Here is a 21,934-nt window from a genome sequence, read left to right as displayed (position 1 = left end):
ACCGGGGAGTCGTTGTCACCAGACTGTCATGAGCTGCTTGAGTCCAGACTGCGGCGAAGAAGATGTGATCACGCAGTAGTCGCGCTCATCTAGGGACTTCCCCGGCCTGATGGACGTCCCGGCGGGCGCATCTGTCGCCCCCGCTTCGTTCGGACGGTCGGACGAGCTGTTGCGACACTCGCAGCTGAGAACCCCTCGTCAACCTCGAATTCAAGTTCGAGTTGTCGTTTCTGCGAGCGTTCGCGCAGGCCGTCAAGGATCCGGCGCAGCACGCGCTGAGCCCTGCGGTGCTCCGTACGGGTCTCAGCGTGCCAAGCAGCTCTTTCAGCATTGATCCGAGTCCGCAGCGCCTTCAGTCGCACCAGTGCACCAGTGGCCTCTTCTGCCCGTCGGACAGCGTCACCTGCGAGAGCCACCCATTTTGTTTGGCGCCCTGAACCGACCCGCTCAACCAGCTTCGCATCGACCAGAGCGGTAAGCAGACGTAGACATCCGTAACGGCGGGTACCCACCGGCAGATCAACTTCGGAGGCTAGAGCCGCGGACGCCGTGGGGGTAGAGGTTGACGCAAGGTGCGAGTAGACCCGCCAGCAGTCGGCGCCGAGTAGCCCCCAGAGGGGGGAGAGCGGCTGGCCGTGAGTGGGTGTTAGTGGGTGGGGGGTTCCTGCAGGAATTGTGACGTCATGTTCTGAATATGACCGGGATAAACCACCCTCCGGGTCGACAAGCGAGTACCGAGAGGCTTCTCGGGGGGCAGTCTGTGCGTACGGGGTGGAGGCAACGAGAGCCTTTTGTTCGACGAGACTGTCGAGGAGGCGCTTGGCTGTACCGATCGAGGCGAGATTGAGCCATGACATGAGATCCCGGACGGCGATAGGGCGGTCAGCCAGACCGTGGCCATCGGTGAAGCGATGCTCAAGGATCGCCAGCATCGCGATCGCCTGGGCAGGACGGTCAGTCCAGGTGCAAAGCTGTTCACGGACGCGGTCGATAATCGCGTGCTCGGCACCGCTCAGTGGTGGGCGGTGCGCACGTGCCCGGGTGGCGATGGATTCCCAATGCGCCCGACTACTGTCGGGGGTCCTGCCGTCCCGGATAGCGAACTTTTCGAAGACCGAGCAATTGCGGTAGTACCAGCCAGCCATCGACCAGTCGCGGATGCCTGACTGCCACAGTTTCCATGCGGCTTCAGTGGCCCGGTCTGAGCGGCTACCGACCGCCGGGCGGCTCATGAACAGACGCCAGTCGGTAGCGCTGAACCGCCTTCGACGGCGCCAAGCACGCGGCGCTAAGTCGGTGATCACATCAGGTAGTGCGTCTTCAGAAGATGTCCGGACGATACGGGCTTCACTTCCCGTATTCGTTTCCTGCGGGCGCTTTTGGCGAGCAGCCGGTAATGCATGACCGACGACGTGGTGGGTTTCGGTGATGCTCTCGATAGCCGTGCGGGCTCGGGCGGCGGCAGCAGTGGCGGATAGGGGCGTGCCATCGACGTCGATCGGCCGGCAGAAATCACCGGCGGGTTTAAGTGACGCCGATCCTGGCAAGCGCAGGTAGCGAGCAGGGGTGAGGACATCGACAGCATTAGCGTCGTATCCGGCCCACGTACGAATCTCATCGATCTGGCTGTTCAGGTGGATTCGCGCCCACGGTGTAGGCGGCGCGAACACGATGTGGACCGAATCAGGTGATCCGGAAGCGGCCAGGTGGACGAGCGGTGCGTTCACGATCTCAGCGGCATCCAATACGGCGGACTGGATGACGTCAGCGCAACCATCAAGGTCGACCGTCAGAAGGTCAGGTCGGATGCGAGCGACCACAGCATGGGCGGCGACACCCCCGCCGAGCACCTCGGCTTCGGCGATGAGTGCGATCGGGTTGCCAGGTTTCAGTGATTGTGCGGCATCCGTGCCGTCGGTGGCCTTGGTCAAAGCTCGGCCGGGAACACTGAAGTCGACGATCAGGTTGTAGAGCTCATTCCACCTGGGCAGCGGAGAGTCAGCGTCCGGTGCCGGCTGTTCGACACGCGAAAAAACTGGTTGTTGAATCTTCATCAGGGCACGATGTACCCTGGGCTTGTCCGTCAAGACAATCCCTTCGGGGGTAAGCAACATCGAGAATCAAGTTGGTCGCTTGGCTCTCACCTAAAACTCGATACAAACCCTCGTTCCTGTTTGCCGCAGGTTCGGGGGTTTTTTCTTTGTCGAGCTCAGGAGGTGTTGCTGGATGTATAGGTAACTGGTACTGAGTGAAACATAAATACCAGACCAGTTGGTATCAGGCGGCTGGCACGACCCCCTCCTTCGGCAAGGCCTTCTGATCGACTTCGAGGATCAAATCGGTGCGGCCGACATAATCCGCCAGCACATACGAGACGAACTGACTGACAGAGTGAACGCCGGCTTCTTCACGCCTGGCCTCCAGAATTTCGTACAGGTCATTGGGGACGCGAGAGGTAACTACTGTGCGCGGCCCTTTGCTTGCCATGCCCATGAGTGAACTCCTTTCAGCCATTTCGTCCTGTTTCGACAAAGTTGTCACAACTTTGTCGAGATTCATAGTGCAGGACGATCGAGGGCCGTGTCGCAGCGACACGCAGGGCGCATAAATGGCGTTTTTTCGGGTCCAGAGGCTGTGAATGCGGTCACAAGCGGGCACCGACGGCCACGTTGACCTCTGCTCCTGACCCTGTTGCCGCAGTACGTACAAATAAATGGCTATATAACTGTCAGACAGTTATAGTGGCTCTTGTACGGCGGCTCAAAGGTGTGTCGGAAGCCAAGTATGCGGCTCTGAATCAGTTATCGTGTCCCTTGAGTGACCGTATGACTGTGACGGTGCAGAGAGAGGACAGGTGCCGATATGAGCCGGAAGAATGGCGCGCACGAACAAGCGCCACCGAAGAAATACCCGTTGCGGCTTCAGATGCCCGTCGACGATCCCGATGTCGACGCGTTTCTCGCAGCGCAGGGGGTGAGATTTCAGTCGCAGGCGATCGTCATGTTGATCCGAATGTGGGTCAACGAGTTTGGCCCGGTGAATGTGCTGGAACAAACTATGGGATCGCTGACCGCGACGACCTTGAAGGGCGGCCCTTCAACAACCCCGATCGCGGCCTCCGGCAACTCGCCGGTAGCTGCTCCCGCGCCCCAGGCGCAGATTTCAGAGCCGGTCGATGAGGAGATCTCAGCGCCGGTTTCTGTACCGGAACCAGAACCGGAACCTGTTAAGCCGGCGCCGAAACCCGCGCCGAGCGATGACATCCACGACATGTTCCGGCAGTAGTAGCGACAGTTCCTCATTCCGGCCGCGGCGGCAGCTGCACCGGATCGGACCCTCACAGAGAGACGGAAACACACGATGAGCAGCAACCCCCAGGCGGGAATCTTCGAATACACCGCCGGTCTCGACATCGGCAACGGTTACGTCAAGGGCGTGGTGGAAGACCGCAGCCTTGACCCCAAGACCCGTAGCGACGCCGTGCCCGTCAGCATGATCGATATGCCGAGCGTTGCCGCGACACTCATCCGGCCGAATCTACTTCAGACGCCGGATGCGGAAGCACCGCAAGTGCTCGCCGGCGACGAGTGGTTCGACAACGCTGACCTGCTGTTCAGCTCGAATCTGGTGCCGGACACCTACCGCCGCGTGATCGGGAGGCGAGCACTCGCAACCAAGGCGTCGAGCGTTGATGCGTTCGACCTGGTCGGCCATAAATCCAAGGCCGAGCAGCCGCTCTCGAAGGTCCTGGTCCTGGGCATTCTCGCCGCCAAGGCGCTGCGCGACTATGTCGAAGCGACCGGACAGCTGCCGAGTCCCAACAACCCTGACAGCACCGTTACGTCGCTGACCGTGCGCGCCGTGCTCGGTCTGGCCCTGCCGATCAGCGAGTACGAGGTACATCGGAACAGTTACGCGGCCGGCTTCGTCGGAACCTCGGGCGAGCCGCTGGTGCACCAGGTGCGCATCAACAATTTCGTCACCCCGGTCTCTGTGAACATCGTGTTCGACAGTGTGTTGGTCGTGCCGGAGGGTGCAAGCGCGCAGTACGCGATCAACTACTTCGGTGAGCCGCTCATGGAACGACTGCTCACGGATGTGCGGAGCCGTGGTGTCGCACTGGACGGTATCGAGGCAAAGCACTTGCTCGCGGCGACGGACACCATCGGAGTGGATGTCGGCGAGGGCACGGTCAACTTCCCGGTATTCACCGGAGGACGCTTCAACGCCGACGCTTCCCGCACGTTGACTTCCGGCTACGGCACTGTGCTCGAGAATGCCATCGAGGCAATGACCGAGAAGGGCGACCAGCACGGTTTCGCAGGGCGGAAGCACCTGGCGAACTTCCTCCAGCTCGAGGTCAACCCGCTCAAGGCCAAGTTCCACGGTCGGGTCGTCGAGGAGACCGAGGTCGCCTCGGACTTCTTCGTCCACGAAGTGGCAATGGAGCTCTCACGAGTGTTGGACCTGGTCGGCGCGGTTACGCAGGCGATCTACGTCTACGGAGGCGGCTCGGGGCCGCTACGTGAAGCACTGCACAAGGTGCTGCTCGACAAGGTTGTAGAGATGAACGGTGAGGACGCCGCTCCGGTGCTCTACCTGGATTCGAGCTACTCGCGCATGTTGAACCGTGAGGGTCTGATCATCGCGGCCCGCAACCGTGCCGCCGACATCGGTGCGGAGGCCCCGCCGGCGGAGACGAAGTCCTCGCGGGCGAAGGTGACCGCAGGGAAGTAGTTCAGCAACGCCTCACGATTGGGGCAGCTGTGAAGAAGCCAGCCCCGATTCCTCAGTCGAGGAGTCGGGGCTGGTGGCGGAGTTGCCGATCGATCGGAGGGTGTCTGTTGCCCTTGAGAGCAACTACCCGAACACCTCGACACGAAGGACAGCTTGTGACACGCAACGTGCAGCACGAGACCCCTGAGCCCCATATAGGCGAGGATCCAGCCGATAGGGAGGACTACAGTGCCACTCTCGATATCGAAGCGCAGATGCTGTGCTCACTCCTGTGGGCGCCGGCTGCGCGAGCCGCGCGCGCGACGAGCGATCTGAAGGCGGAGGACTTCTATCAGCCTGTTCACGCTGCATTGTTCGAGGTGATATCCGCACTCGTTGCTGCAGGTGAGCCTCACACCGGGTCCTATGTGCTGACAACATTGCAGCGTGACGGGCGAACCGGCGGGCACCAAGGTAGACAACTTGTCACCACGCTTACACAGTTGATGACGATCGGTGTCCCTTCCGATGCCCTCGAGCACTACGTCGCTGCCGTGTTGACTCAGGCATATCGACGCGGTTTTCGTGCTGCTGCCGAATCGCTCGTTGAGGCAGCAGAACAGCTCCCAGAAGACCAGCTCTACGCTCATCTGTGCGCGATCGGATGGGAACGCCGCGCCGCTTCGGATCGCCTGAAAGAGATCCGGGGACGTCGATCTTCGTGAGTTCGTGCCGCGCCTTCACGAAACGTGCTGTGCGCCCGAGATGGCTCCGTCAAGGCTGGTGAAAAAGAGAAGCCCCGATCCCTCAGTCGAGGAATCGGGGCTTCTGTCATGTCCGGATCGGCTACGTGCCGTTGATGCCGCAGCCGCGGCATACGAGTACGAGATCGTCGAGGACCCACATGCTCGGGTTGTCGACATCGCGACACGTCTCGGGTGTCCACGGATACGTGATACCGGGAAGCGACAAGACCTTGCGGCCGGGGTGGATGCCAGCCCGCACCCTCATCAGGTCGAGGGCTCCGTGGAATCGAGCGTTGGTCGGAATCCAGCGTGCCCCGATCGCGTCCATCGCGGTCCCAGTTTGGTGTCGTACTCCGCGTCGATGTCGTACAGGGTGTTCTCCATAGCGGCCTCTCAAAGAGTGTGTGTTGCGAATTCCCGAGGAACAATCAGCCACGGCAGAAGCGTCACTGTGACGTTTCTGCCGTGGCTGGACGGGTTAGTCATTCATGGATCAGGAAGCGTTTTCGAGACGTGCCTCTCGACGGGCTTCACGTCGGTCGCGACGGTTGGCGCCGGTCTTGATCGCCTTGCGTTGCCCGGCCCGCCAGTTGTGGGCACGATGGTTGGCCGAGAATGCGTCGACCTCGTCGCCAGAAACAGCCTTACGCTTCGCCATGGTGTTCACCTTTTCGTTCGCAGTGACCTGATTTCTTCACAGCGGTCCTCGGCGGCAGCTCTGCTGCTGCACTGTTTCGAGGTGGAAACAGATCGTCAGAGCATCTCGGGCGTAAAACAAACACCCCGAACCTCTTTGGAGGTTCGGGGTGCGATGACGGACAGAGGACGCATCCCTACGCGGCGCTGAGGTCGAGCGCTAGGTCGCTGTAGAGGTTGACAGGGGAGCTATGGCTGCAGGAAGGGCAGATATAGGCGGGCTTGCGATCCTGGTCGAGGCCGAACTCCAGCTCGAAGCCTGCATTGCGGCTATCGACACAACCCTTGGGGCAGACAAACATTGGAGTTCCCTTCGTCGCAGTGATCTGATTTCTTCACAACGGTCCTCGGCGGCAGCTCTGCTGCTGCGTTGCTTCGAAGCGGAAGGCGGCAGTCATGTGGCAACCATGGGGTCGAGCCCAGCTCATCCATACACCAGTGTGGATCCGATCAGGCTGTGGGACACTACGACTCGCTATTCTCCTGCTTGGTTTCAATCCGAGATGAGGCATCGCCGATGCTGCCCTGAATCGACACCGGGACCGGGGTCAGTCCGAGATCCAGCCAGTAACGACGGGTAGTGGCATCGGCCGCATCCCACAGAGCGCTGTCGATATGACCTCCGGCAGCGGCGCCGATCAACACCGGGTTCAGCGCTCCGCCGACGGAGCCTCCGGCGATCGATCCGATCGTCGCGGCGGGAAGCGCCCCTTCCACAAGGGCGGTGGGCCAGAAATCCTGGGCGGCGACCTGTGTAGCAGGGAGCGGAACCTCGGAGGATGGGGATCGGTCTCCGGCCACGCCGATACCCACCCAGATCAGTCGTGGCGCCTTGCGTCGATGCCACCGACGCTCAGTCGCATCGTTGAATCCACGGATCCAGTGCCGACCTTTGGCATCCCTGATCGAAGTACCCTCTCGCGCAGTACGTAATTGGTCAACGGTGTCGTAGATGCGACCGAGATCGAGCGTGGTGCCGAATTCGTTGTCATTGTCGGTCATGGTTCCCCCAACTTCACTGGTGTTAGCTGACGACCATATCGCCGCGGGTGGTTTTGATTTGTCATGGTGCCACGATGGTCGGACTGTCCATGGTGATCGGCGCAGGGTCTGCGCTGAAAACATCTACCCGCCTGTGCCGGCGGGTAGATGTCGTTGCTTCTGCGGGCTCAGAGCAACGGTGAGAGAGGGATCGCGTATTCGGCAACAGCTGTGTAGGTGCCCCGCTGGCCGGGCGGGAGATTGGTCACCAGCGACGTCATCTCGGACCAGTCGATATCGAGATCTTCTTCGCTGTCTTCGCTCGATGCGAGGACACGCCCTCCGTCGACGGTGGTGACCTCGTAGACGTTGTATTCGGTGTCTGCACGCACCATTCCTGCCTCGGGCCACACGCTGCGTACGAACTCGGACAAAGCAGCCAAGGCGATGTCGTCGATTTGCAGGTCGAGTGCACGCTTGGCGTCACACAGTTCGGTCAACTTGTCCTGGAACGGGGTAGGGGCCTTCGTTGTCTGCATCGCTGCACTTCCTTCGATCGAGAATGGACGTGGTTCACCGACCATCCGAAATCCGCTGCGCGGGTTGCGGCGGATGATGGCCGGTGATCTCGTTGTCACACCCGCGTTCGTGCGGATACGACTGTAGCGGTGGATGATTCAGCGAACCGCGCGTTGTCACGAGCCTTCTGCAGTCTCGAACACCGCTGCCCGTTTCGTGAAGTCGAGCGGACGGGTGCGCTGTTTGGGGATTTCGCCCAACTCGACCAACTCGTCCTGGCAGTACTGTGCGATTCGAGCGAACTCGCCGGCACGACTGATGCAGTAGGCACCTAGAGCGCGGATCACATGGGGTTCTTGTTCCGCCACCCACTCGCGTTCACTGTGCAGTTCGGTTTGGTCGCCGTCGCCATAGTTCATGTAGTTGGCCAGCGGCTCGACGTTGTGGGGGAGGGCCCCGATCAACTGTTGGTCACGTTCGCTCATGTTCTGTGCTCCTGCCTGTTTCGGGAGAGTGCGGTGGTGAAAAAGGACAAGGCCGCACCACCCCGGTCAGGATGGTGCGGCCTCGGGCTCATGCCTTGGACTTGAGGGCGATCGCCAGCGACTTCGCCGTGCGGTCGGTGACCTCCGAGTACACCCAGGCAGAACCCTCACTTGCGGCAATGCCCCAGCGGATCTTGTTTCGCGGGGATCCGGCCACGCGGCGGACGAGGCCGGAGCCACTGGCGCGCACGACGTTGTCATTGAGGCTGCGCAGATGACGCAGCTCGGTGAGCAGATCGCGGGCGCTGTAGCTTGGCAGACCGGTCACAGCCGGATCGGCGAGGGCATCGAGGTGCACCGTCAGGTCTTCCATGTAGGCGCCGAAGGCGGTCACCGTCTCGGCGGGGGAGGCGGCAACGAAGGTGTTGTACCGGTCGCCGCGCGCGTTCCATTCGGCGATGGTGGCGCGCTGCTCGGTGATCCAGGCACTGAGGCCGGTGGACTCGATTGCCGGCGCGGTAGCGGTAGCGGTCTGTGCGGTCATGGTGTGCCCCTGTCTTCGAAGTCTGGAGAATCGGTGTGCGATCGGGGGTGATCGCTGATTCTGTTCAGGTATTTCTCCGCAGGGCTGCTCTGCTGCCCGTTGGTTGTCTTTTGCTTGTGGGACGAAAGATTCTTCGTATGCCGGTCAGAGCCACCTCGACGTGAAGCACAGGGCTTCTAGATATTTCGAGCGTTGGATACGTCTGAACACTGCCCCCGCGCTTACTTCGACGTCTTCACGAGGCGGAGGACGTCGATCACCGAAGTGGAGTGCGGATCGAGCTCGAGCTTCTGGCACAGCAAGACCCAGTTGAGGGCGTTGTTCTCGAGTGGAGTGAGTGAGTCATCTGCCCGTGCAGTCATGAGTCGGCCTCAGCATGGTCGACTGCCCGTCGCAGGTTGTCCGCGAGTGCGAGCACTGCTGACTTGTAGAGGGGATTGAGCGCTGGCCGTGGACCGGATGTGTATGCGGGGATCGAGTCGACACGTTCGAGCCCTCGTTGGACGACTTCGTGTACTGCATCGACAACGGAGACTCCGAAGAATTCGTTGCGCCCGCATTCACACCATTCATCGACGTAGGCGTGTTGGTGGTTCTTGCTTGCAGCGGTCGGGTCAGTGTGTGCAGCCATGGGTTGCCCCTGTCGTTGAGGTCCGGAGGATCGATGGTCAATCGAGGTGATCAGTGATCCTGTTCGGGTATTTCTCCGCAGGGCTGCTCTGCTGCCCAGAGTTATGCGGCTCAACGAGTGAGCGAAATCGTTTGTGAGCCAGAGTTACTGGCTCAGTCGCGGCGGCGGGCCGGCCACAGCCTGCAGCGGAGGTGTCGCCGTCCGGCCGTGCGCCGCAGTCCATTCCGCCAAGCGACTTTCCAGCACGACCATGAATTCGCCGTCGGTCACGTCGGTTCCCCGGCGAACGTGCGTTCTCGGGTATAGACCGTTGTCACCGGAAGTGTCGGCGTTTGGTCATCCGGATTGAAGCTCTGGCCGACTCGGGCCCACCCGCTATGGAGCAGGTACTCCCACATGGCGGGCGCCCGTTTTTGATCGTCTCCGCAAGGTTCTTCCCGGACGACGACAAATCCGTAGAAGTTGATCAAGTCGGACAACTGGGCGTCGGTCTCAGCTTTGGGCTGCATCACCATTCCCTCGTCTACGAGCCATAGCGCAAGGTCGAAGGCAATCTCGGGAGTCCACCAATCGAATCCACCGTCTTCGATCAGGTCGGCCAATCGCGACGCTGCGGGGCACAATTCCACCTCGGGCTCCACATCCCACATCGAGTCGGACGGATGCGGCGCTGCGGCCCGCAATTCCACCTCGGGCGACGCGGCGGATGGCGAGCTTCCTGGAGCTGTCACGGAATCTTGTTGAGGTACCAACTCGTCTCTCTCAGCGTCCATCCAGGCGGTGTCCAACTCGAAATCGCCATAGGTTGAGCCCGATTGGCCTGGTTTGTTGCTGGCTGTGCAGTCATGCCCGTGATAGGTGGCGCGTGGGCAGCGTTTGCAGCCGCAGTCGGGGCACACGATCATGAAGCTCTGCAGCCGCGACATCCAGCCGTCCGGATCCCGCTCGTCCATGATTCGTTGCCATTCGTTTTCGCAGTATTGGCAGTAGCAGACGGATCGGGGCGGCTGATTTTCGTTGAAGACAAGTTTCGCCTTGTACTCGATACTCACAGTTCTCCTTCGGAAGTCTGGGCGGGCTGCGCGATCGGCTCGACGCTGACGATGTCGTAGGCGTAGAACTCGCCGCCGTCCTCGTCAGCAGCTGGAATGATCACTGAATCCCCTTCTTCGAGAAGCGAATCGATGTACTCCTCGACGCTGCTGTCATTCTCACCACACCAGTCTCGGTAGGCCTCCGGATCGACTTCCACGGTCATGGTGTGTTCGTAGATGGATCGGACTTTGACGGCGTACTGCTCGGTTTCGCTCATAGTTGTTTCCTCCCTTGATGTTTGACGAGTTCGGGCTCATCTCCCCACTCACCGCCTTGTTGACGACGACGTCGTCACGACGTGTGGTCCGACCGGACGGATTGAGTGCCTGACATTCGCTAGAGGCGGACGGTGCGAGGGCTGGGCTGCCGACTCAATCGACGAGGTGACCCGAAACTCCTGTATTAGACCTAGTCAAAAAGTTGGAAGAAGGTCTATCTGGACAATTTCTACAGACCTGAACGTGACCGAGGTCATCTTGTCGCAAATGTTCGGTTACCGAAATATGCGATACCGTCAGTGACATCAAAGTGAGGCTGCAGGAGCGCAGCCTTCGTGTCACAGGAGGTCTCCTATGTCCCGTTCACGTATGGCCGTCGCTGCGTTGATGATTCCGGTTGCAGCCGGTGCCGTTGCGGTCCTCGGAGCCGGGGCAGCGTCCGCCGCGACTCCGTACTCCGGGAACGGTTACGTCGGTGTCACGTTCGATCCGAACGAGACTCGATTCATCGCCGACACCAACGCCGCGGATTTCCTCGAACCCATTCCGAACAACTACTGGAACGTGTACCTCGGCGACGGATCGATCTACAAGGGCGACGGCCAGTACGTCTACGCCAGCATTGACCAGCTGGTCGAGGAAACGGCGTCGCACCGCGGCGAAATTTCCTTCTCGCTCACCGATCCGGCGATCTGGAACGCGAACATCTCCATTCTCCAGGAATGGTGACCTAGGTCGAATTTGTACACGTAGGGCCGGTGAGTGTGTTGCTCACCGGCCCTTTTCGTGCGCGCGGTCGGTCCCGTCTGAGCTAGTGCGTGAGCTTCATTTGGTCGTGAAGAACCTTGGCCCCGGCGAGCGACAATCCTCGATTCGCTCGACGCAACTCGCGTATGGCGACTAGGGGTTGTTTGGAGGGAGAAATCCCCTCTGCAGCCAACACGTCTACCGCCCAACGCGTTCCGGATCGTACTGCTTCATGCTCGGTCCCGCCGAACACTGTGGTCAGGTTCTTCCTGCCGCCCACAGGACGGGGTGCCAGCACAGCAACACCGATAACCAAAGCCAAGGTCGTGTAGATCGCCATCACACGGTGAACGCTACCGCCGATCTGCCGGCCCCGCCTGACGCAAAGATTCTCATCTTTTGCAGGATTGGACGCTGAACATTCAGGTCAGCTCACCGATGGCGCTTCAGTGATGGCGTCAGCAGTTACCAGCATGTCGATTTCAACGCTGTTGTTCCCGCCGGCATCGGTGACGCGCACGGTAATTCCGGCCAGCCATTGATTATCGTGCATCTTGGCCCAAAAGTTTTGGACGCCATCGAGATACCCAGACATGTAGAGCGCGGATGTCTTCACGCGCATGCTCACACGATCGGCCCGCGACGCACCACCTCGACCGAGTGGGAGCGCCCGGCCGATGTCTACCCTGATTGCCCTCGGGGGATCGAATGTTCTGATGACGGGGTGGTCTGGCCACCGTTCGGTCCAATGGTCGGTGTTGATCACAGCGCGGCCCTCAGGGGTGTCGTCGCGGTGACGTGTGGGGTGTCGACGGGATTCCAACGGAGTTGGCCGGCGTCGTCGCGGATCTCCATGCGTCCGGTCTGTTGCTGGAATCCTTTGCCGGCGGCCGCGACGTCGAGTTGAATTCCAGTCACCCGCCCGCGTCCCGCAGACAATCCTGTGTACCCGGCAACTCGCGAGGAGATCCGCAGATCCGGGCCGTCCCATTGCCCCTCAGTGACGATAAGTAGCGAGCCCTTGCTTCGTGCCCGAGCGGCGACTGCTCGTCCACGAGAGGGCGTCACGGCGCCACCAGCGAGGCCCAGGACAACGACATCAAACCCCTCAAGCAAAATCGCGGCGCAGTCGATTGCAGCGCCTTTTGGCTGAGGCACGAGGGCGACCTTCGCCAAATCTCCGCCTTGCTCGTGGAATGCGAGAAGGCCGAGTCCGGGCATTCCGATCACGGCGACGTGGCCGCCGGCGGCCGTGACGGTGGCAAGAAGTCCGATCAACACCGATGCTGCGCCATCCACGCTGACCACCGTCCCGCGGGCGAGACCTCCGCGTGGAAGGAGATCACCGATCGGAGCCGGGACGGGAAGCATTCGGAGGGTCGATTGAGCGGTGGCCACGATCGGAGTCGGCTCTTTTTCGCCGACAGGTTTGAGCATGACAGACGGTGTGGCTGGTTCGGTGCCGTCGGAGCGCGCGGGGATCGAGGCCATTTTGCGACGTAACTGTTCAAGTTTCTCGGCCTTGGTCAACGTCGTTTCCGCTGATGAGTGGGGCTGTTCGCTCATTGCCGCCCACTTTCCTGGATCTACGCGTGCCGTTCCGCACACCCAGGGTACTCGAACACAGGTTCGATTAGAACCAGACGGAATCCATTCGCTCGTTACTGTCGAGTCACCGGCTCGAGCAGGCTCGGATTGTTGTTTCGCGGAGAGTTGACAGCAGTCGAGACTTCGTACGGCTCGAGGTGCGGCTCCGGAACGGAGTTGATCATGGCTTGGACTTCATCTTTGTCGGTGAGGTTCGGGTCGAGCCAGTGTTCCCAGAATGATTCGGGCAGGATCAGTGGGGATCTGTCGTGTATGTGTCCCGTGGCATCGGTTGCTGGCCTCGTGAGGACCGTACAGGTCCATACCCATTTGTCCGGATCATCTTCGGGCAGTTCAGGATCGGGCCACAACTCGTAGAGCCCAGCCATTGCGATTACGTCACTTTCTCCGTGGAGAAAGTACGGAATCTTCGCCCCTGCTTCGCTTTTCATCCACTCGTAGTACCCGTTGGCCGGGATGATGGCGCGCCGTTTGGATGCGCTACTTCTGAATGCTGGTTTCTCCGTGACGGTTTCGCTGCGCGCATTGATGAGCTTGGATGCCATCTTCCGATCCTTCGCCCAGGCCGGCAGCAATCCCCATTTGACAGATCTGAGTTGGCGCTGGGGCTCGGAGTCCGGTCCTTCACGTGGGGCTCGTTCGAGGATCACACGGACGGGCTGTGTGGGTGCGACGTTGTAGGACGGCGGAAGTTCGTCGCCGACTGTCTGCATAGTGTCGAAGATCGACTGCAAGTCCTTGTCGGAAGTTGTCGATGCGTAGCGCCCACACACAGCCTGATCTCCTCATCCTCGAGTATCACCTCTATTGAACAACGCAGGGCCGACGCCCGCACAGGTCTTCCGATCTTGACCGGAGCTAGCGATCGCAGGGACGCGTTGCGCTATCCGATGAGCCGTCAGTTCCTTCTCGCATCGCGACAGCTGCGAGAGCTGACAACCTCGCCATCGGTTTCTCGAGTGCATCAATCCACTCTTGGCCACCGGTGATCATCGCTTTTGCCGCTTCCCAATGCCGCCCGTCCGCAAGAATCTGCAACACCTCGGTTCTTCCGTGCGGCGGCAAATCCTCGATGTCGAGCATTCCAATGTTGCCCTCGTCGAGGGCAACGACAAGATTGCGGGTCTCGAGGTCCGAGATCATCGGAATCAGCGCCTCCAGAGCGAGAGCAAAGACCGACGAACTGTCAGTCCAACGTGCTCCCGACGACAAGAAGATCGTCCCAGCCATGACAGCCCTCTTTCCGATAGTCGACGCTGTAGTGGGTCGGCGCGTCGCTTTCCCCATTGAACAACGCGGGTCTGACCACGGCGGCCCGCGACATGTGATGATCTGAGCTGACACAGCGCCATGGGGCGCGTAGAGATCCGGCGGTAGTCACCGAATCGGCGCGTGTTGATACGAAAACCGATGAGTGCGGACAGATTTCGCACCAGGATGAGGGGGCACCTGAATGCAGATGTACACCAAGTACGCGAGTCTTCGAGTGGAGGATCTGCCATACCCGGAAGGGTTGGGAAAGGAGGAACACAAGGGGCTCCAGGCTGCGGTGAAGAACCTTTTGGGGGCAGGCGCGTCAGATTCCGAGGTTCACGAGGCTCACTTCTGGACCCGGCCGTATCAAGCTGTCGTAGCGGAGCACCTCACCCCGTTCTTTGCCAAGGACGGAGACATCGTGGACATCGCACGCCGAGGATTGGAGATTGCAGACGGCAACCCGGCATTCGGTGTGGCAATACCGGAGGGCGAGAATCATATTGGGCGTTTCGCAGCGAACCTGCCGCCCCAACCCAGCTACTCCAGCAGCAAGTCGAAGTGGCAACAGCACGAGTGGGCTCGGCGACCCCCAAAACTGTTCTCCACGGACGGGCACCTCACGATCCAAGACGGCCGCCATCGACTGAGCTACCTACGGTCGAAGGTTCAGAAGAGTGACCCAGACTTTCCAGTGCTGGTGCGAATCCAGTGGGAGGGTCCGTGATGCGCTGATGTTGTCACCATTGTTGGAGAATGCCGTGTACGTGCAGGTTTGTACTGATTTCGGCCGGTTTTCGGAGGTTGAGACAATAGTGGAATGAGCGAGACTACAGAACCGGATGAGACTCAAGAGTGGAGCCCAGCCCCGGACGAGGGCCAGGCCGGCACGGTGATGACGAAGGACGGCCGGTGGGCGTATCGGTACAAGGATGGTGCGGAGCTCATCATGATGAAGATGCCTGAGCGCGATACCACGACGAAACGCTGAGCAGCTGCCTCTGCGCACGAAAAACACCACGCCGCCACACGACCGAACTGCAAGGTTCTTGCAGATCAGGACGTCCGCTCGCGCTTCGGTCTGGTCGATGTGGCGACGTGGTGCTCGTCGCGGTGTTGAGAATACTTCGGGTGGCCGACATGTTTCAGGTCGTCAGTCCATCACCTGGGATTCTGTGACAATGCCTTCCACCTCTCATGCGCGGTTTGGCGGGTCACGCCCACAGCCTTGCCGATATCGGCCCAGGACACTCCGCGTTGACGAGCCTCGGCGACAGAGCCGTCGAGCCTTTCCCCGCTCAGACGGTGATCTTCAGCGGCTTGTCGCACAGCGTCTATACCCATTTCCGGACGAACGTGGTCGAGCCATTCGGTATGGCAGATGTCTTCGATTTCCTTTGGAGCCCATCCGCCTTCGGTCTCGAATACCTGCCAGGGCTTGAGCGCAGCAGAAGGATCGGAGACTCGCTCGAACATGAGCGGGGCCTTCCAACCGCATGAGCACTCTGCCCGCCAGCCGATGGCGTCGGAATCTGCGACGGAGGTTCCGTCTTCCAACACCATTCCATCGCTCGCGTATGAAACAACCCTCCGTCCACCGTCGACAATCGTCGCGGCGCGGCCTTCGTGATTGTTGTAATCCCAGGTCATCGACTTACTCCTGTCGTCAATCAAATTCAACGCCAGGGTTTCCTGACAGAATCCGAGTATGTCAGGAAACCCAGACAGGCGCAAGGGTTTGGGCTGTCAGTTCGGATCTGAGTCTTCCCTTGAAACGTCAGCAGCGACCCACGCGGAAGCGGTGACCGCGCGGGAGACGATGGCCGGATTGCGTGCAGCCCAGGCGATCCGGACATTGGCTGCCTCGTTCCTGTTCATCACACGGGCAACATCACGGCCGCCGGTCAGGACATCTCGCTCGATACCAAACTCGGTCCACGCCTCCGAGCCGTCCTGTGGGATGACGACGTGGGTCGTGTCCAGCGCCGAGGCGATATGTTCACGCAGCATGTAGTGCAAGGCGCCGGCGGTCGAATCGACAGGTGCAGCGTTGAGCTGGTCCTGTGTGAATCGAACTTCCGCACTGCAGGTGCAGTCGATGACGAAGGTGTTGTCGCCGGTTGGCGTCACGGTTTCTACCAGGTGCGCTGCGACGAGATCGCTCCACGGGGAAGCCGGCGCGGTCACGATGATGCCTCCGGATGTCCCAGGACGTGCACCTTCGTGTGTCCCTGCCCGTCGATATACGCCTGGATGATCTCGGCCGCTGCGTCGATCATGCACTGTTCAGGCGGTTTCGATAGATCGTCTTGCGCGACGTAGGCCGCCTCGATCAGTGCAGGGGTGGGCTTCTTCGGATCTGGATGTTGAATTGTCGATTCGCTCATGAGCGTCTCCTCAGCTTTGTTGGTTGGGCAGGTGCATGTGGTGAGCTCGGCAGGGGCGTACAAGTCGCACTCTTCGCAGCAGCCACGTCCGCCCCAGCCGTGCCACATCAGGGCGCAATAGGTGCACAACCCCGGATCGGGCGCGTTCACGATGGCTCCTCGGACGATGTTTCGGGTGTCAGTAGGGCCAACAGGTCCCGGTACAGCCGCCAGCAGTCCTCGGGCTCACACTCCGGCAGTTCACCGTCGTCGGAATCGTTGTAGGAGTGAAGGATCCCGAGCGCAGCAATCAGCCGTTCATGCAGAGCTTCGTTTTCCGCAACCAAGGTAGGAACGGCAGACTGCGCGACTCGTGCCCGAAGCTGTTCCACTTCAGCCACGAGTCGCCCCTCGGTGGAGGTCAACCACCACTGGTCCAGCTGCTTGTCTGCCTGGTCGGAGCTCCACCCTTGGACCAGAAGGCGGTGGGAGCGGGGTCTCATCCATTGCGCCTTGACGTCCTCGATGTCGATTCCGGTCACGTCGACACCTCCATGAATTCGAGTTCCCATGTCGGATGGACTGTCTCGATGACCTTCGGGTTGTCGTCGAACCGGACGCGCAAGTACTGATCGCACGATGCGACGACAGTCCCCAGTCGCCCGGGGTCACGCCAGGTGAATTTGACCCTGGCACCTCGTCTGGCCGGCACTCGATAGTGGTCGCGGATGTGCTGCATACTCATGCCGCAACACCCAACGCTTCTCTGACGCGAAGACCGAGCCAACGTGCAGCATCGACAGAGACTGCATTGCCGATTTGTTTCTTCACCTCGCCGACCTTCCCTGTGAACTGGTAACTGTCCGGAAATCCCTGTCCCCGGGCACATTCGCGATTATTGAGCATCCGGAACCTCGGGCCTTCGTCGGTGAGCGTGGCCACACCGTGGTGATTCCCGCCGGCTGTGATCGTCGCAAGAGGATGCGCATCCGCTCGTTTAGCCTTCGCGTTGCGCCGGTACGTCACCAGATGTGGCGTGTCGAGTTCGGTGATCTGCTCGATCTGATCGGCGACGTAGAGCTTGCGGGTGACGAGTTTGCCGGGGTTGGGGTCGAGCACACTGAGCGCGGAAGCGCGCTTCGGCTCCCGAATCTCCAAGTCCACGTTGCCGTCGCGGGTGAATACCGCGAAGTACCGGATCCTGCGCTGGGCAGCCCCGACGTCGGCGGCATTGAGGTGGACTACCTGCGCGCGGTAGCCGAGTGCCCGCATCCCGTCGAGCCACCACGGATACAGTGACCAGGCCTGGAATTCGATCACGTTCTCCACGATCACGACGTCATACTGATGCACCTCCGTGGCCGCGATCACCGCGAATGCCGTGGCACGATCCACCGATCCAGGATCGGTGCGGCGGATCTCTTCCTCGGCAGGCGGTTGCTTACGGCCGCCGGAGCGGGCGTGCCACACACAGGACGGCGACGCCCAGAGAATGTTGGTGGACGGGAATCGGCGCCAGTCCACCTCACTGAGATTTGCGGTGATGTGCTCGGTGTCGGGATGATTCTTCTGGTGGGTGGCAATTGCGACAGGCCAGTGGTTTGCCACTGTGACAGCGTGAATACCGGCCTGTCTCATACCTTCCGAACTGCCACCAGCGCCACTGAACAGGTCTGTTGCCGTGAGCTTCGCAAGACCACCCCACTCAGGGTGAGCGGCGGCGAATGATCCACCGTCCCGGGTTCCGTCGATGAGGCCGGTTCGCAGCTCAGGAGGATTATGAGTCCGCCCGATGCGATCGAATGTCACTCCGATGTCAGTGGTCATGATTACCCTTTCTCGGTCGCAGTGAATGGGGCGAACCGGTCGCCGATTTCGGTGATGTCGGCGAGGTACCATTTCCCCTCTGACTTGCACCAGCGGTCGTCGCCGCCATCGAACACCGACGTCACAGTGTCGGGGATTTCGGCAACTGTGTGCCACGGTCCGGTGTCGGTGGCGCTCGGCAATGTCAGCAAGCCCAGCTGCTGCAGCTCAGCGAGCGCGGCACGGATCGCAACATGCTCGAGCTCCTGGCTGATCCTGCCCAACCCTTTCCAGTCGAGACACCATCTGCCCGCCGATATTTCATTCTTCTGGCGCTCGTCCCAGGTGACTCGAGCGACCTGATCTATCAACGCCGTCAGATCGAAACCTCCAGCGCTCTCGGTCTTCGATTCCTCGACGACGGGAGCCGAGGCGCAGTAACGGTCGCCGGGGTCCAGCGGGTTGTCGCAATCGTCGGATTCGCTGGTGAGGGTGCCATCCGGGTTGCCGGTGCTGACCCGGATCTCGCCGGATGCGGCATGGGTCATGCACGCACCCCTCAGTCGACCATCAACGGTGCGCTCGGGGCAGTGCCCGTCCGGTCCCGCGCCTCGGTACGGCTCGTGATTGTGCACGCGAAGATCCGCGACGGGTTCACTCACTCTGTCGTTGCCTGCGTCGTCGAGTGGGCCGAGCTCAGTGGTGAACGGGTGATGGCGTGGAAAGTGGCACAGCTCAGGCGTGTCACAGATGGTGCATTTTGTTGCCACGGGTGCGATGGGTGTCACGTGCTCGTGTAACGAGAGCATGGTGTTGAGGCGGTGGGCGAGCACACCGGATGGTTTCGCGGCCGCCATTACCGTTCTGATGTCTTCGATCTGTCCCGCAGTGAGCAAAGGTCGGCAATTCTGCTGCGAGAACTCGATGACAGCCTCGCCGGCGGCACGATGATGTGCCTCCACTCCGGAGCCGTAGGCGACCGAGTCGCTCGCTTCCAGCGCGGCTCTTCCCAGATCGATGGCGAGCTTGGTAGCGGGATCGGGGGCGTTGTTCGATTCGGCCTTGGCAGCAGCTCGTTCGTAGGCGCGCGCGTTGTCGCGATCGTCGTACGCGAACGCAACTTTTGCGGCAGTACGAAGTTCGTCGGCAGTGATGTGATCAGTCATTTTGCTTCTCCGTTCATAATTTCGATAGCGGTCTCGGCGAGTCGAGTGATGAACGCGGCCCTCACCAGCGGCGCATCGTCGGCATGAACTTTCGCGAGCGTGCCGTACGGGCCGATTGCCTGGTGCGCATATTCGACGATGGCGTAGGCGAACGAAGGTGAGGCCTTCGATTTACCGGCGAAGTTGTTGGTCATCGGTGGACTCCTGAATTGTGTGGACACGACTGTTTGTTCGGCTCGATGACGACGCCGGCGAGCAAAGGAATCGAGTGCGTATTTCGGTTTCAGGTGTGTCGCCGAAGGGCTGCTCCGCTGCCCATTGACGCAGCGTCACAGCAATCCCGAAGTTCGTGTGCACCAATACGATTGGAACAGTAAAAAAACATGGGACCGCAACGCTGTGTAGCAAGCGTTGCGGTCCCATGGGTGGACGTTGGAAGTCCGGTCAGAGAAGTCTTTTGCGCGGCACACCTCCCACTATCGAGGTGTACCGCGAGCGAGGCGTGTACGAGTTAGGTCGCTTGTGACAACGGGTCCGTACTCGCACACTTCTTCGCAGTGACGGCACTCAGGCCGTCCGGTTCTTGGTGAACAAGGTTTCGTGGAAACCACATCCGTGATGGGGTCTGGTTACGACAACCATTCTGTTCACTCTTCATTCCGATGGGCGCTGTGCGCCCATCTGCGCGCCGGTGGCGCGAGAAATCAAAACCCCGGACCTCGACAGAGGTTCCGGGGTTTTGACGCGGTTCGGATGTTCACGCTGCACAGAGATCGACCTGCAGGTCGCGGTAGCCGCAGCCGCAGCAGATGTAGGCAGGCTTACGGTTCTGATCGAAACCGAATCCCAGCTCGATGGGCTCGTCGGAATTGTCTGCGCATCCATTCGGGCACAAAGGCATTGGGATTTCCTTTTCGTTCGGAGTGATCAGGCTTCTTCGATGCGACTTTCGACAGCAGCTCCGCTGCTGTGTTCTTTTCGAGGAACCTGTGGATTCAGTGAAGATGCTGTGCAGGTCATGCGGCAGTCGGGATCCACGGCAGAGTGGGCGGCAGCAGAGTCGGAAACTCGACAATCAGGGCGTCGAGGTCGACCACGGACAGTTCCTTGACGTGATCGAGATACGGATCCGGCTCCGGGCCGTCAGGGATGCGATCGACTTCGCTTTCCCGGCAGCATTCACACAGGACGCCGTTGATCTCACAGCCGGTTTCGTGAAGGTGATCCCAGGTGTCACAGCTGCATTCACGTTTGTTCGAACACAGAGCGCACATCAGATGGGACGCGGTGAGAGACCTCATTGCTCACTCCTTTCCACGAGGGTGGGAGACCAAGGATTCGCTCATTCGGTATGACACCGAGTTGACGCCGGCAGAGCTCAGTGCACCGGGCTGCAGGACGCGCGGAGGAAACGATGGCGACGACAGGGTCCGGGAATTGTTGTTGGAGAGCCGATTCCTGACCCGAGTTGTGACCCGACGGTGGGCTCGGCGCATCACGGCTACGAGTTTGAGTGCAGCCCAACCCGCGGAACCAGCGGCGATGAGGGTCGCGGAGTTGACGACGCCAGGGATGTGGCCGAGTTGGAACACACCCACGGCGATCGTCGACCAGATCAGGATAGAGAGCAGGTCGCGGCGTGTTTTGGGCATGGTTGTATCCGGAGTGTCAGACATGATGCACCTGTTCGTCGGTGGATGGGTGAGTGAGCGGAGATCAGCCGCCGGTGATTGCACCGGTGATTGCACCGAGAGCCACGGCCAGCCTGGACGCGCGCTTGCGGCGGGGATGTGAACCGTCTCCGGAGGCTACGATTTTGAGGGTTGATCCGTTGTCCTGGGGGAGCAGCGTCCAGCTGTCAGCCCAGAACTCTTGCGCTGGAAGGTCAGTGCCGGTGGGGACGATCACGACTCTTGTCAGGCCCGGTTCCGGCTGCGGGTACGTGGACATCCCTTACACCGTCACGACGACGCCGCGGCGCAGTTCGGATTCCGAGCAGCAGATGTCGTAGCCACTGACCGGGTAGCTGGGGTGGTCGCTGGCGATAATGCGGCAGTCCCAGCTGCCGTCGTGGCGCTGCGGCAGGTCCGTGTTGGGGGATCCCTTGTGGTATCTCAGAGGCAACACCACCAAGCGGTGGCTGCCGTCGCACTGGTGGCTCAAGCCGCCGGTGGCACCCGAGCAGGGGTGAATCTTCGCCCATGGCAACTCGACCAGGTGGTACTTGTCGGGGTGCTCGTAGGTCACCGGAAGCAGCGAGAGTCCATGGGATGAAGAGCCGACGGGGGCCTGGCCGAGACGCTGGGCCTCTTCGGCCTCGGTCTCGAAGAATTGAATGGTCTTGAACGTCATGATG

36 protein-coding genes are annotated in these 21,934 nt (G+C 60.7%); 6 read left to right on the top strand and 30 right to left on the bottom strand.

From position 1 onward, the window contains the following. Nucleotides 1–89: 89 nt before the first annotated feature. A complete protein-coding gene (locus ABIE52_RS33320) occupies nt 90–2,054 on the bottom strand; it encodes a hypothetical protein (RefSeq protein ID WP_192713226.1) in 1,965 nt (654 codons plus the stop codon). 223 nt (nt 2,055–2,277) lie between these two features. Beyond that, complete coding sequence (locus tag ABIE52_RS33315) at nt 2,278–2,559, bottom strand: hypothetical protein (RefSeq protein WP_192713227.1); 282 nt, start codon at nt 2,557–2,559, stop codon at nt 2,278–2,280. A gap of 303 nt (nt 2,560–2,862) precedes the next feature. On the opposite strand from ABIE52_RS33315, the gene ABIE52_RS33310 reads away from it, so the two are divergent. From ABIE52_RS33310 to ABIE52_RS33300, 3 genes are all read left to right on the top strand, one after another. After that, complete coding sequence (locus tag ABIE52_RS33310) at nt 2,863–3,285, top strand: hypothetical protein (RefSeq protein WP_192713228.1); 423 nt, start codon at nt 2,863–2,865, stop codon at nt 3,283–3,285. 75 nt (nt 3,286–3,360) lie between these two features. Beyond that, a complete protein-coding gene (locus tag ABIE52_RS33305) occupies nt 3,361–4,737 on the top strand; it encodes a hypothetical protein (protein WP_192713229.1) in 1,377 nt (458 codons plus the stop codon). A 155-nt stretch (nt 4,738–4,892) separates the two neighbouring features. Then, on the top strand, nt 4,893–5,441 hold the full coding sequence (locus ABIE52_RS33300; protein ID WP_354541599.1) for a DnaB-like helicase N-terminal domain-containing protein: 549 nt from the start codon (nt 4,893–4,895) through the stop codon (nt 5,439–5,441). A 121-nt stretch (nt 5,442–5,562) separates the two neighbouring features. Here the strand turns inward: ABIE52_RS33300 and ABIE52_RS33295 are convergent, their stop codons facing one another. From ABIE52_RS33295 to ABIE52_RS33245, 11 genes are all read right to left on the bottom strand, one after another. Then, a complete protein-coding gene (locus ABIE52_RS33295) occupies nt 5,563–5,790 on the bottom strand; it encodes a hypothetical protein (protein WP_192713230.1) in 228 nt (75 codons plus the stop codon). 165 nt (nt 5,791–5,955) lie between these two features. Then, a complete protein-coding gene (locus ABIE52_RS33290; protein WP_192713231.1) occupies nt 5,956–6,120 on the bottom strand; it encodes a hypothetical protein in 165 nt (54 codons plus the stop codon). A 503-nt stretch (nt 6,121–6,623) separates the two neighbouring features. After that, nucleotides 6,624–7,160: a hypothetical protein gene (locus ABIE52_RS33285; RefSeq protein ID WP_192713232.1), complete on the bottom strand. Its 537-nt coding sequence runs from the start codon at nt 7,158–7,160 to the stop codon at nt 6,624–6,626. Between the two features lie 167 nt (nt 7,161–7,327). Then, entirely contained in the window at nt 7,328–7,678 is a 351-nt protein-coding gene (locus ABIE52_RS33280; RefSeq protein ID WP_192713233.1) for a hypothetical protein, read from the bottom strand. Nucleotides 7,679–7,834: 156 nt separating this feature from the next. Then, entirely contained in the window at nt 7,835–8,143 is a 309-nt protein-coding gene (locus tag ABIE52_RS33275; protein WP_192713234.1) for a hypothetical protein, read from the bottom strand. Between the two features lie 88 nt (nt 8,144–8,231). After that, nucleotides 8,232–8,687: a hypothetical protein gene (locus tag ABIE52_RS33270; protein WP_192713235.1), complete on the bottom strand. Its 456-nt coding sequence runs from the start codon at nt 8,685–8,687 to the stop codon at nt 8,232–8,234. A 221-nt stretch (nt 8,688–8,908) separates the two neighbouring features. Further along, nucleotides 8,909–9,049: a hypothetical protein gene (locus ABIE52_RS33265; RefSeq protein ID WP_192713236.1), complete on the bottom strand. Its 141-nt coding sequence runs from the start codon at nt 9,047–9,049 to the stop codon at nt 8,909–8,911. After that, nucleotides 9,046–9,318, bottom strand: coding sequence for a hypothetical protein (locus tag ABIE52_RS33260; protein ID WP_192713237.1), 273 nt, complete (start codon nt 9,316–9,318; stop codon nt 9,046–9,048). Before ABIE52_RS33260 ends, ABIE52_RS33265 begins: the two co-directional genes overlap by 4 nt. A 144-nt stretch (nt 9,319–9,462) precedes the next feature. Further along, the gene (locus ABIE52_RS33255; RefSeq protein ID WP_354541598.1) at nt 9,463–9,588 is read right to left on the bottom strand and encodes a hypothetical protein; all 126 of its coding nucleotides are present in this window, start codon (nt 9,586–9,588) and stop codon (nt 9,463–9,465) included. After that, nucleotides 9,585–10,370 carry a hypothetical protein gene (locus ABIE52_RS33250; RefSeq protein WP_192713238.1) on the bottom strand — a complete coding sequence of 262 codons (786 nt, stop codon included), beginning with the start codon at nt 10,368–10,370 and terminating at the stop codon, nt 9,585–9,587. Before ABIE52_RS33250 ends, ABIE52_RS33255 begins: the two co-directional genes overlap by 4 nt. Further along, the gene (locus ABIE52_RS33245) at nt 10,367–10,630 is read right to left on the bottom strand and encodes a hypothetical protein (RefSeq protein WP_192713239.1); all 264 of its coding nucleotides are present in this window, start codon (nt 10,628–10,630) and stop codon (nt 10,367–10,369) included. The genes ABIE52_RS33250 and ABIE52_RS33245 overlap by 4 nt, the downstream gene beginning before the upstream one ends. Before the next feature lie 355 nt (nt 10,631–10,985). Here ABIE52_RS33245 and ABIE52_RS33240 point away from each other — a divergent pair, with 355 nt between their 5' ends. After that, nucleotides 10,986–11,360, top strand: a complete 375-nt coding sequence (locus tag ABIE52_RS33240) for a hypothetical protein (protein ID WP_192713240.1) — start codon at nt 10,986–10,988, stop codon at nt 11,358–11,360. A gap of 445 nt (nt 11,361–11,805) precedes the next feature. Here the strand turns inward: ABIE52_RS33240 and ABIE52_RS33235 are convergent, their stop codons facing one another. From ABIE52_RS33235 to ABIE52_RS33220, 4 genes are all read right to left on the bottom strand, one after another. Next, complete coding sequence (locus ABIE52_RS33235; protein WP_354541597.1) at nt 11,806–12,000, bottom strand: hypothetical protein; 195 nt, start codon at nt 11,998–12,000, stop codon at nt 11,806–11,808. A gap of 140 nt (nt 12,001–12,140) precedes the next feature. Then, nucleotides 12,141–12,944, bottom strand: a complete 804-nt coding sequence (gene imuA' / locus ABIE52_RS33230) for a DnaE2-dependent mutagenesis accessory factor ImuA' (protein WP_192713242.1) — start codon at nt 12,942–12,944, stop codon at nt 12,141–12,143. Nucleotides 12,945–13,039: 95 nt separating this feature from the next. Then, nucleotides 13,040–13,759 carry an SOS response-associated peptidase gene (locus ABIE52_RS33225; RefSeq protein ID WP_192713243.1) on the bottom strand — a complete coding sequence of 240 codons (720 nt, stop codon included), beginning with the start codon at nt 13,757–13,759 and terminating at the stop codon, nt 13,040–13,042. Between the two features lie 85 nt (nt 13,760–13,844). After that, complete coding sequence (locus ABIE52_RS33220; protein ID WP_192713244.1) at nt 13,845–14,216, bottom strand: hypothetical protein; 372 nt, start codon at nt 14,214–14,216, stop codon at nt 13,845–13,847. Nucleotides 14,217–14,439: 223 nt separating this feature from the next. Here ABIE52_RS33220 and ABIE52_RS33215 point away from each other — a divergent pair, with 223 nt between their 5' ends. Both ABIE52_RS33215 and ABIE52_RS33210 read left to right on the top strand, forming a co-directional pair. After that, on the top strand, nt 14,440–14,967 hold the full coding sequence (locus ABIE52_RS33215) for a hypothetical protein (protein WP_192713245.1): 528 nt from the start codon (nt 14,440–14,442) through the stop codon (nt 14,965–14,967). A gap of 93 nt (nt 14,968–15,060) precedes the next feature. Further along, nucleotides 15,061–15,231: a hypothetical protein gene (locus ABIE52_RS33210; RefSeq protein WP_192713246.1), complete on the top strand. Its 171-nt coding sequence runs from the start codon at nt 15,061–15,063 to the stop codon at nt 15,229–15,231. Between the two features lie 170 nt (nt 15,232–15,401). Here the strand turns inward: ABIE52_RS33210 and ABIE52_RS33205 are convergent, their stop codons facing one another. The 13 genes from ABIE52_RS33205 to ABIE52_RS33145 all read right to left on the bottom strand — a co-directional run bounded on the left by ABIE52_RS33205 (nt 15,402) and on the right by ABIE52_RS33145 (nt 21,930). Further along, the gene (locus tag ABIE52_RS33205; RefSeq protein ID WP_354541596.1) at nt 15,402–15,890 is read right to left on the bottom strand and encodes an Lrp/AsnC family transcriptional regulator; all 489 of its coding nucleotides are present in this window, start codon (nt 15,888–15,890) and stop codon (nt 15,402–15,404) included. Nucleotides 15,891–15,986: 96 nt separating this feature from the next. After that, nucleotides 15,987–16,427 carry a hypothetical protein gene (locus tag ABIE52_RS33200; protein ID WP_192713248.1) on the bottom strand — a complete coding sequence of 147 codons (441 nt, stop codon included), beginning with the start codon at nt 16,425–16,427 and terminating at the stop codon, nt 15,987–15,989. Beyond that, a complete protein-coding gene (locus ABIE52_RS33195) occupies nt 16,424–16,627 on the bottom strand; it encodes a hypothetical protein (RefSeq protein ID WP_192713249.1) in 204 nt (67 codons plus the stop codon). The genes ABIE52_RS33200 and ABIE52_RS33195 overlap by 4 nt, the downstream gene beginning before the upstream one ends. 146 nt (nt 16,628–16,773) lie before the next feature. Further along, nucleotides 16,774–17,148 carry a hypothetical protein gene (locus ABIE52_RS33190; protein WP_192713250.1) on the bottom strand — a complete coding sequence of 125 codons (375 nt, stop codon included), beginning with the start codon at nt 17,146–17,148 and terminating at the stop codon, nt 16,774–16,776. Next, nucleotides 17,145–17,351 (bottom strand): hypothetical protein, encoded by a 207-nt coding sequence (locus ABIE52_RS33185; protein ID WP_192713251.1) that lies wholly within the window; start codon nt 17,349–17,351, stop codon nt 17,145–17,147. Before ABIE52_RS33185 ends, ABIE52_RS33190 begins: the two co-directional genes overlap by 4 nt. Further along, nucleotides 17,348–18,433 (bottom strand): DNA cytosine methyltransferase, encoded by a 1,086-nt coding sequence (locus tag ABIE52_RS33180; protein WP_192713252.1) that lies wholly within the window; start codon nt 18,431–18,433, stop codon nt 17,348–17,350. Before ABIE52_RS33180 ends, ABIE52_RS33185 begins: the two co-directional genes overlap by 4 nt. Nucleotides 18,434–18,435: 2 nt before the next feature. After that, nucleotides 18,436–19,578: a hypothetical protein gene (locus ABIE52_RS33175; protein ID WP_192713253.1), complete on the bottom strand. Its 1,143-nt coding sequence runs from the start codon at nt 19,576–19,578 to the stop codon at nt 18,436–18,438. Further along, a complete protein-coding gene (locus tag ABIE52_RS33170; RefSeq protein WP_192713254.1) occupies nt 19,575–19,772 on the bottom strand; it encodes a hypothetical protein in 198 nt (65 codons plus the stop codon). Before ABIE52_RS33170 ends, ABIE52_RS33175 begins: the two co-directional genes overlap by 4 nt. A gap of 563 nt (nt 19,773–20,335) precedes the next feature. Beyond that, nucleotides 20,336–20,479 carry a hypothetical protein gene (locus ABIE52_RS33165; protein ID WP_192713255.1) on the bottom strand — a complete coding sequence of 48 codons (144 nt, stop codon included), beginning with the start codon at nt 20,477–20,479 and terminating at the stop codon, nt 20,336–20,338. A gap of 115 nt (nt 20,480–20,594) precedes the next feature. Further along, nucleotides 20,595–20,879 carry a hypothetical protein gene (locus ABIE52_RS33160; RefSeq protein ID WP_192713256.1) on the bottom strand — a complete coding sequence of 95 codons (285 nt, stop codon included), beginning with the start codon at nt 20,877–20,879 and terminating at the stop codon, nt 20,595–20,597. A gap of 3 nt (nt 20,880–20,882) precedes the next feature. Beyond that, nucleotides 20,883–21,254, bottom strand: coding sequence for a hypothetical protein (locus ABIE52_RS33155; protein ID WP_192713257.1), 372 nt, complete (start codon nt 21,252–21,254; stop codon nt 20,883–20,885). Between the two features lie 40 nt (nt 21,255–21,294). After that, nucleotides 21,295–21,528, bottom strand: a complete 234-nt coding sequence (locus tag ABIE52_RS33150) for a hypothetical protein (RefSeq protein WP_192713258.1) — start codon at nt 21,526–21,528, stop codon at nt 21,295–21,297. Nucleotides 21,529–21,531: 3 nt separating this feature from the next. After that, nucleotides 21,532–21,930: a hypothetical protein gene (locus ABIE52_RS33145; RefSeq protein WP_192713259.1), complete on the bottom strand. Its 399-nt coding sequence runs from the start codon at nt 21,928–21,930 to the stop codon at nt 21,532–21,534. Between the last annotated feature and the right edge of the window lie 4 nt (nt 21,931–21,934).

The organism is Rhodococcus sp. OAS809 (genome assembly GCF_040546695.1).
GTDB lineage: Bacteria > Actinomycetota > Actinomycetes > Mycobacteriales > Mycobacteriaceae > Rhodococcus_F > Rhodococcus_F qingshengii.
This window is presented reverse-complemented; position numbering and strand designations above follow the sequence as displayed.

Excerpts from the sequence above, each read along its gene's own strand:
- ABIE52_RS33320 (WP_192713226.1), bottom strand. The coding sequence starts at position 2,054 with ATGAAGATTCAACAACCAGTTTTTTCGCGTGTCGAACAGCCGGCACCG.
- ABIE52_RS33315 (WP_192713227.1), bottom strand. The coding sequence starts at position 2,559 with ATGAATCTCGACAAAGTTGTGACAACTTTGTCGAAACAGGACGAAATG.
- ABIE52_RS33310 (WP_192713228.1), top strand. The coding sequence starts at position 2,863 with ATGAGCCGGAAGAATGGCGCGCACGAACAAGCGCCACCGAAGAAATAC.
- ABIE52_RS33305 (WP_192713229.1), top strand. The coding sequence starts at position 3,361 with ATGAGCAGCAACCCCCAGGCGGGAATCTTCGAATACACCGCCGGTCTC.
- ABIE52_RS33295 (WP_192713230.1), bottom strand. The coding sequence starts at position 5,790 with ATGGACGCGATCGGGGCACGCTGGATTCCGACCAACGCTCGATTCCAC.
- ABIE52_RS33290 (WP_192713231.1), bottom strand. The coding sequence starts at position 6,120 with ATGGCGAAGCGTAAGGCTGTTTCTGGCGACGAGGTCGACGCATTCTCG.
- ABIE52_RS33285 (WP_192713232.1), bottom strand. The coding sequence starts at position 7,160 with ATGACCGACAATGACAACGAATTCGGCACCACGCTCGATCTCGGTCGC.
- ABIE52_RS33280 (WP_192713233.1), bottom strand. The coding sequence starts at position 7,678 with ATGCAGACAACGAAGGCCCCTACCCCGTTCCAGGACAAGTTGACCGAA.
- ABIE52_RS33275 (WP_192713234.1), bottom strand. The coding sequence starts at position 8,143 with ATGAGCGAACGTGACCAACAGTTGATCGGGGCCCTCCCCCACAACGTC.
- ABIE52_RS33270 (WP_192713235.1), bottom strand. The coding sequence starts at position 8,687 with ATGACCGCACAGACCGCTACCGCTACCGCGCCGGCAATCGAGTCCACC.
- ABIE52_RS33265 (WP_192713236.1), bottom strand. The coding sequence starts at position 9,049 with ATGACTGCACGGGCAGATGACTCACTCACTCCACTCGAGAACAACGCC.
- ABIE52_RS33260 (WP_192713237.1), bottom strand. The coding sequence starts at position 9,318 with ATGGCTGCACACACTGACCCGACCGCTGCAAGCAAGAACCACCAACAC.
- ABIE52_RS33245 (WP_192713239.1), bottom strand. The coding sequence starts at position 10,630 with ATGAGCGAAACCGAGCAGTACGCCGTCAAAGTCCGATCCATCTACGAA.
- ABIE52_RS33240 (WP_192713240.1), top strand. The coding sequence starts at position 10,986 with ATGTCCCGTTCACGTATGGCCGTCGCTGCGTTGATGATTCCGGTTGCA.
- ABIE52_RS33235 (WP_354541597.1), bottom strand. The coding sequence starts at position 12,000 with ATGCGCGTGAAGACATCCGCGCTCTACATGTCTGGGTATCTCGATGGC.
- imuA' (WP_192713242.1), bottom strand. The coding sequence starts at position 12,944 with ATGAGCGAACAGCCCCACTCATCAGCGGAAACGACGTTGACCAAGGCC.
- ABIE52_RS33220 (WP_192713244.1), bottom strand. The coding sequence starts at position 14,216 with ATGGCTGGGACGATCTTCTTGTCGTCGGGAGCACGTTGGACTGACAGT.
- ABIE52_RS33215 (WP_192713245.1), top strand. The coding sequence starts at position 14,440 with ATGCAGATGTACACCAAGTACGCGAGTCTTCGAGTGGAGGATCTGCCA.
- ABIE52_RS33210 (WP_192713246.1), top strand. The coding sequence starts at position 15,061 with ATGAGCGAGACTACAGAACCGGATGAGACTCAAGAGTGGAGCCCAGCC.
- ABIE52_RS33205 (WP_354541596.1), bottom strand. The coding sequence starts at position 15,890 with ATGACCTGGGATTACAACAATCACGAAGGCCGCGCCGCGACGATTGTC.
- ABIE52_RS33195 (WP_192713249.1), bottom strand. The coding sequence starts at position 16,627 with ATGAGCGAATCGACAATTCAACATCCAGATCCGAAGAAGCCCACCCCT.
- ABIE52_RS33185 (WP_192713251.1), bottom strand. The coding sequence starts at position 17,351 with ATGAGTATGCAGCACATCCGCGACCACTATCGAGTGCCGGCCAGACGA.
- ABIE52_RS33180 (WP_192713252.1), bottom strand. The coding sequence starts at position 18,433 with ATGACCACTGACATCGGAGTGACATTCGATCGCATCGGGCGGACTCAT.
- ABIE52_RS33175 (WP_192713253.1), bottom strand. The coding sequence starts at position 19,578 with ATGACTGATCACATCACTGCCGACGAACTTCGTACTGCCGCAAAAGTT.
- ABIE52_RS33170 (WP_192713254.1), bottom strand. The coding sequence starts at position 19,772 with ATGACCAACAACTTCGCCGGTAAATCGAAGGCCTCACCTTCGTTCGCC.
- ABIE52_RS33165 (WP_192713255.1), bottom strand. The coding sequence starts at position 20,479 with ATGCCTTTGTGCCCGAATGGATGCGCAGACAATTCCGACGAGCCCATC.
- ABIE52_RS33160 (WP_192713256.1), bottom strand. The coding sequence starts at position 20,879 with ATGAGGTCTCTCACCGCGTCCCATCTGATGTGCGCTCTGTGTTCGAAC.
- ABIE52_RS33155 (WP_192713257.1), bottom strand. The coding sequence starts at position 21,254 with ATGTCTGACACTCCGGATACAACCATGCCCAAAACACGCCGCGACCTG.
- ABIE52_RS33150 (WP_192713258.1), bottom strand. The coding sequence starts at position 21,528 with ATGTCCACGTACCCGCAGCCGGAACCGGGCCTGACAAGAGTCGTGATC.
- ABIE52_RS33145 (WP_192713259.1), bottom strand. The coding sequence starts at position 21,930 with ATGACGTTCAAGACCATTCAATTCTTCGAGACCGAGGCCGAAGAGGCC.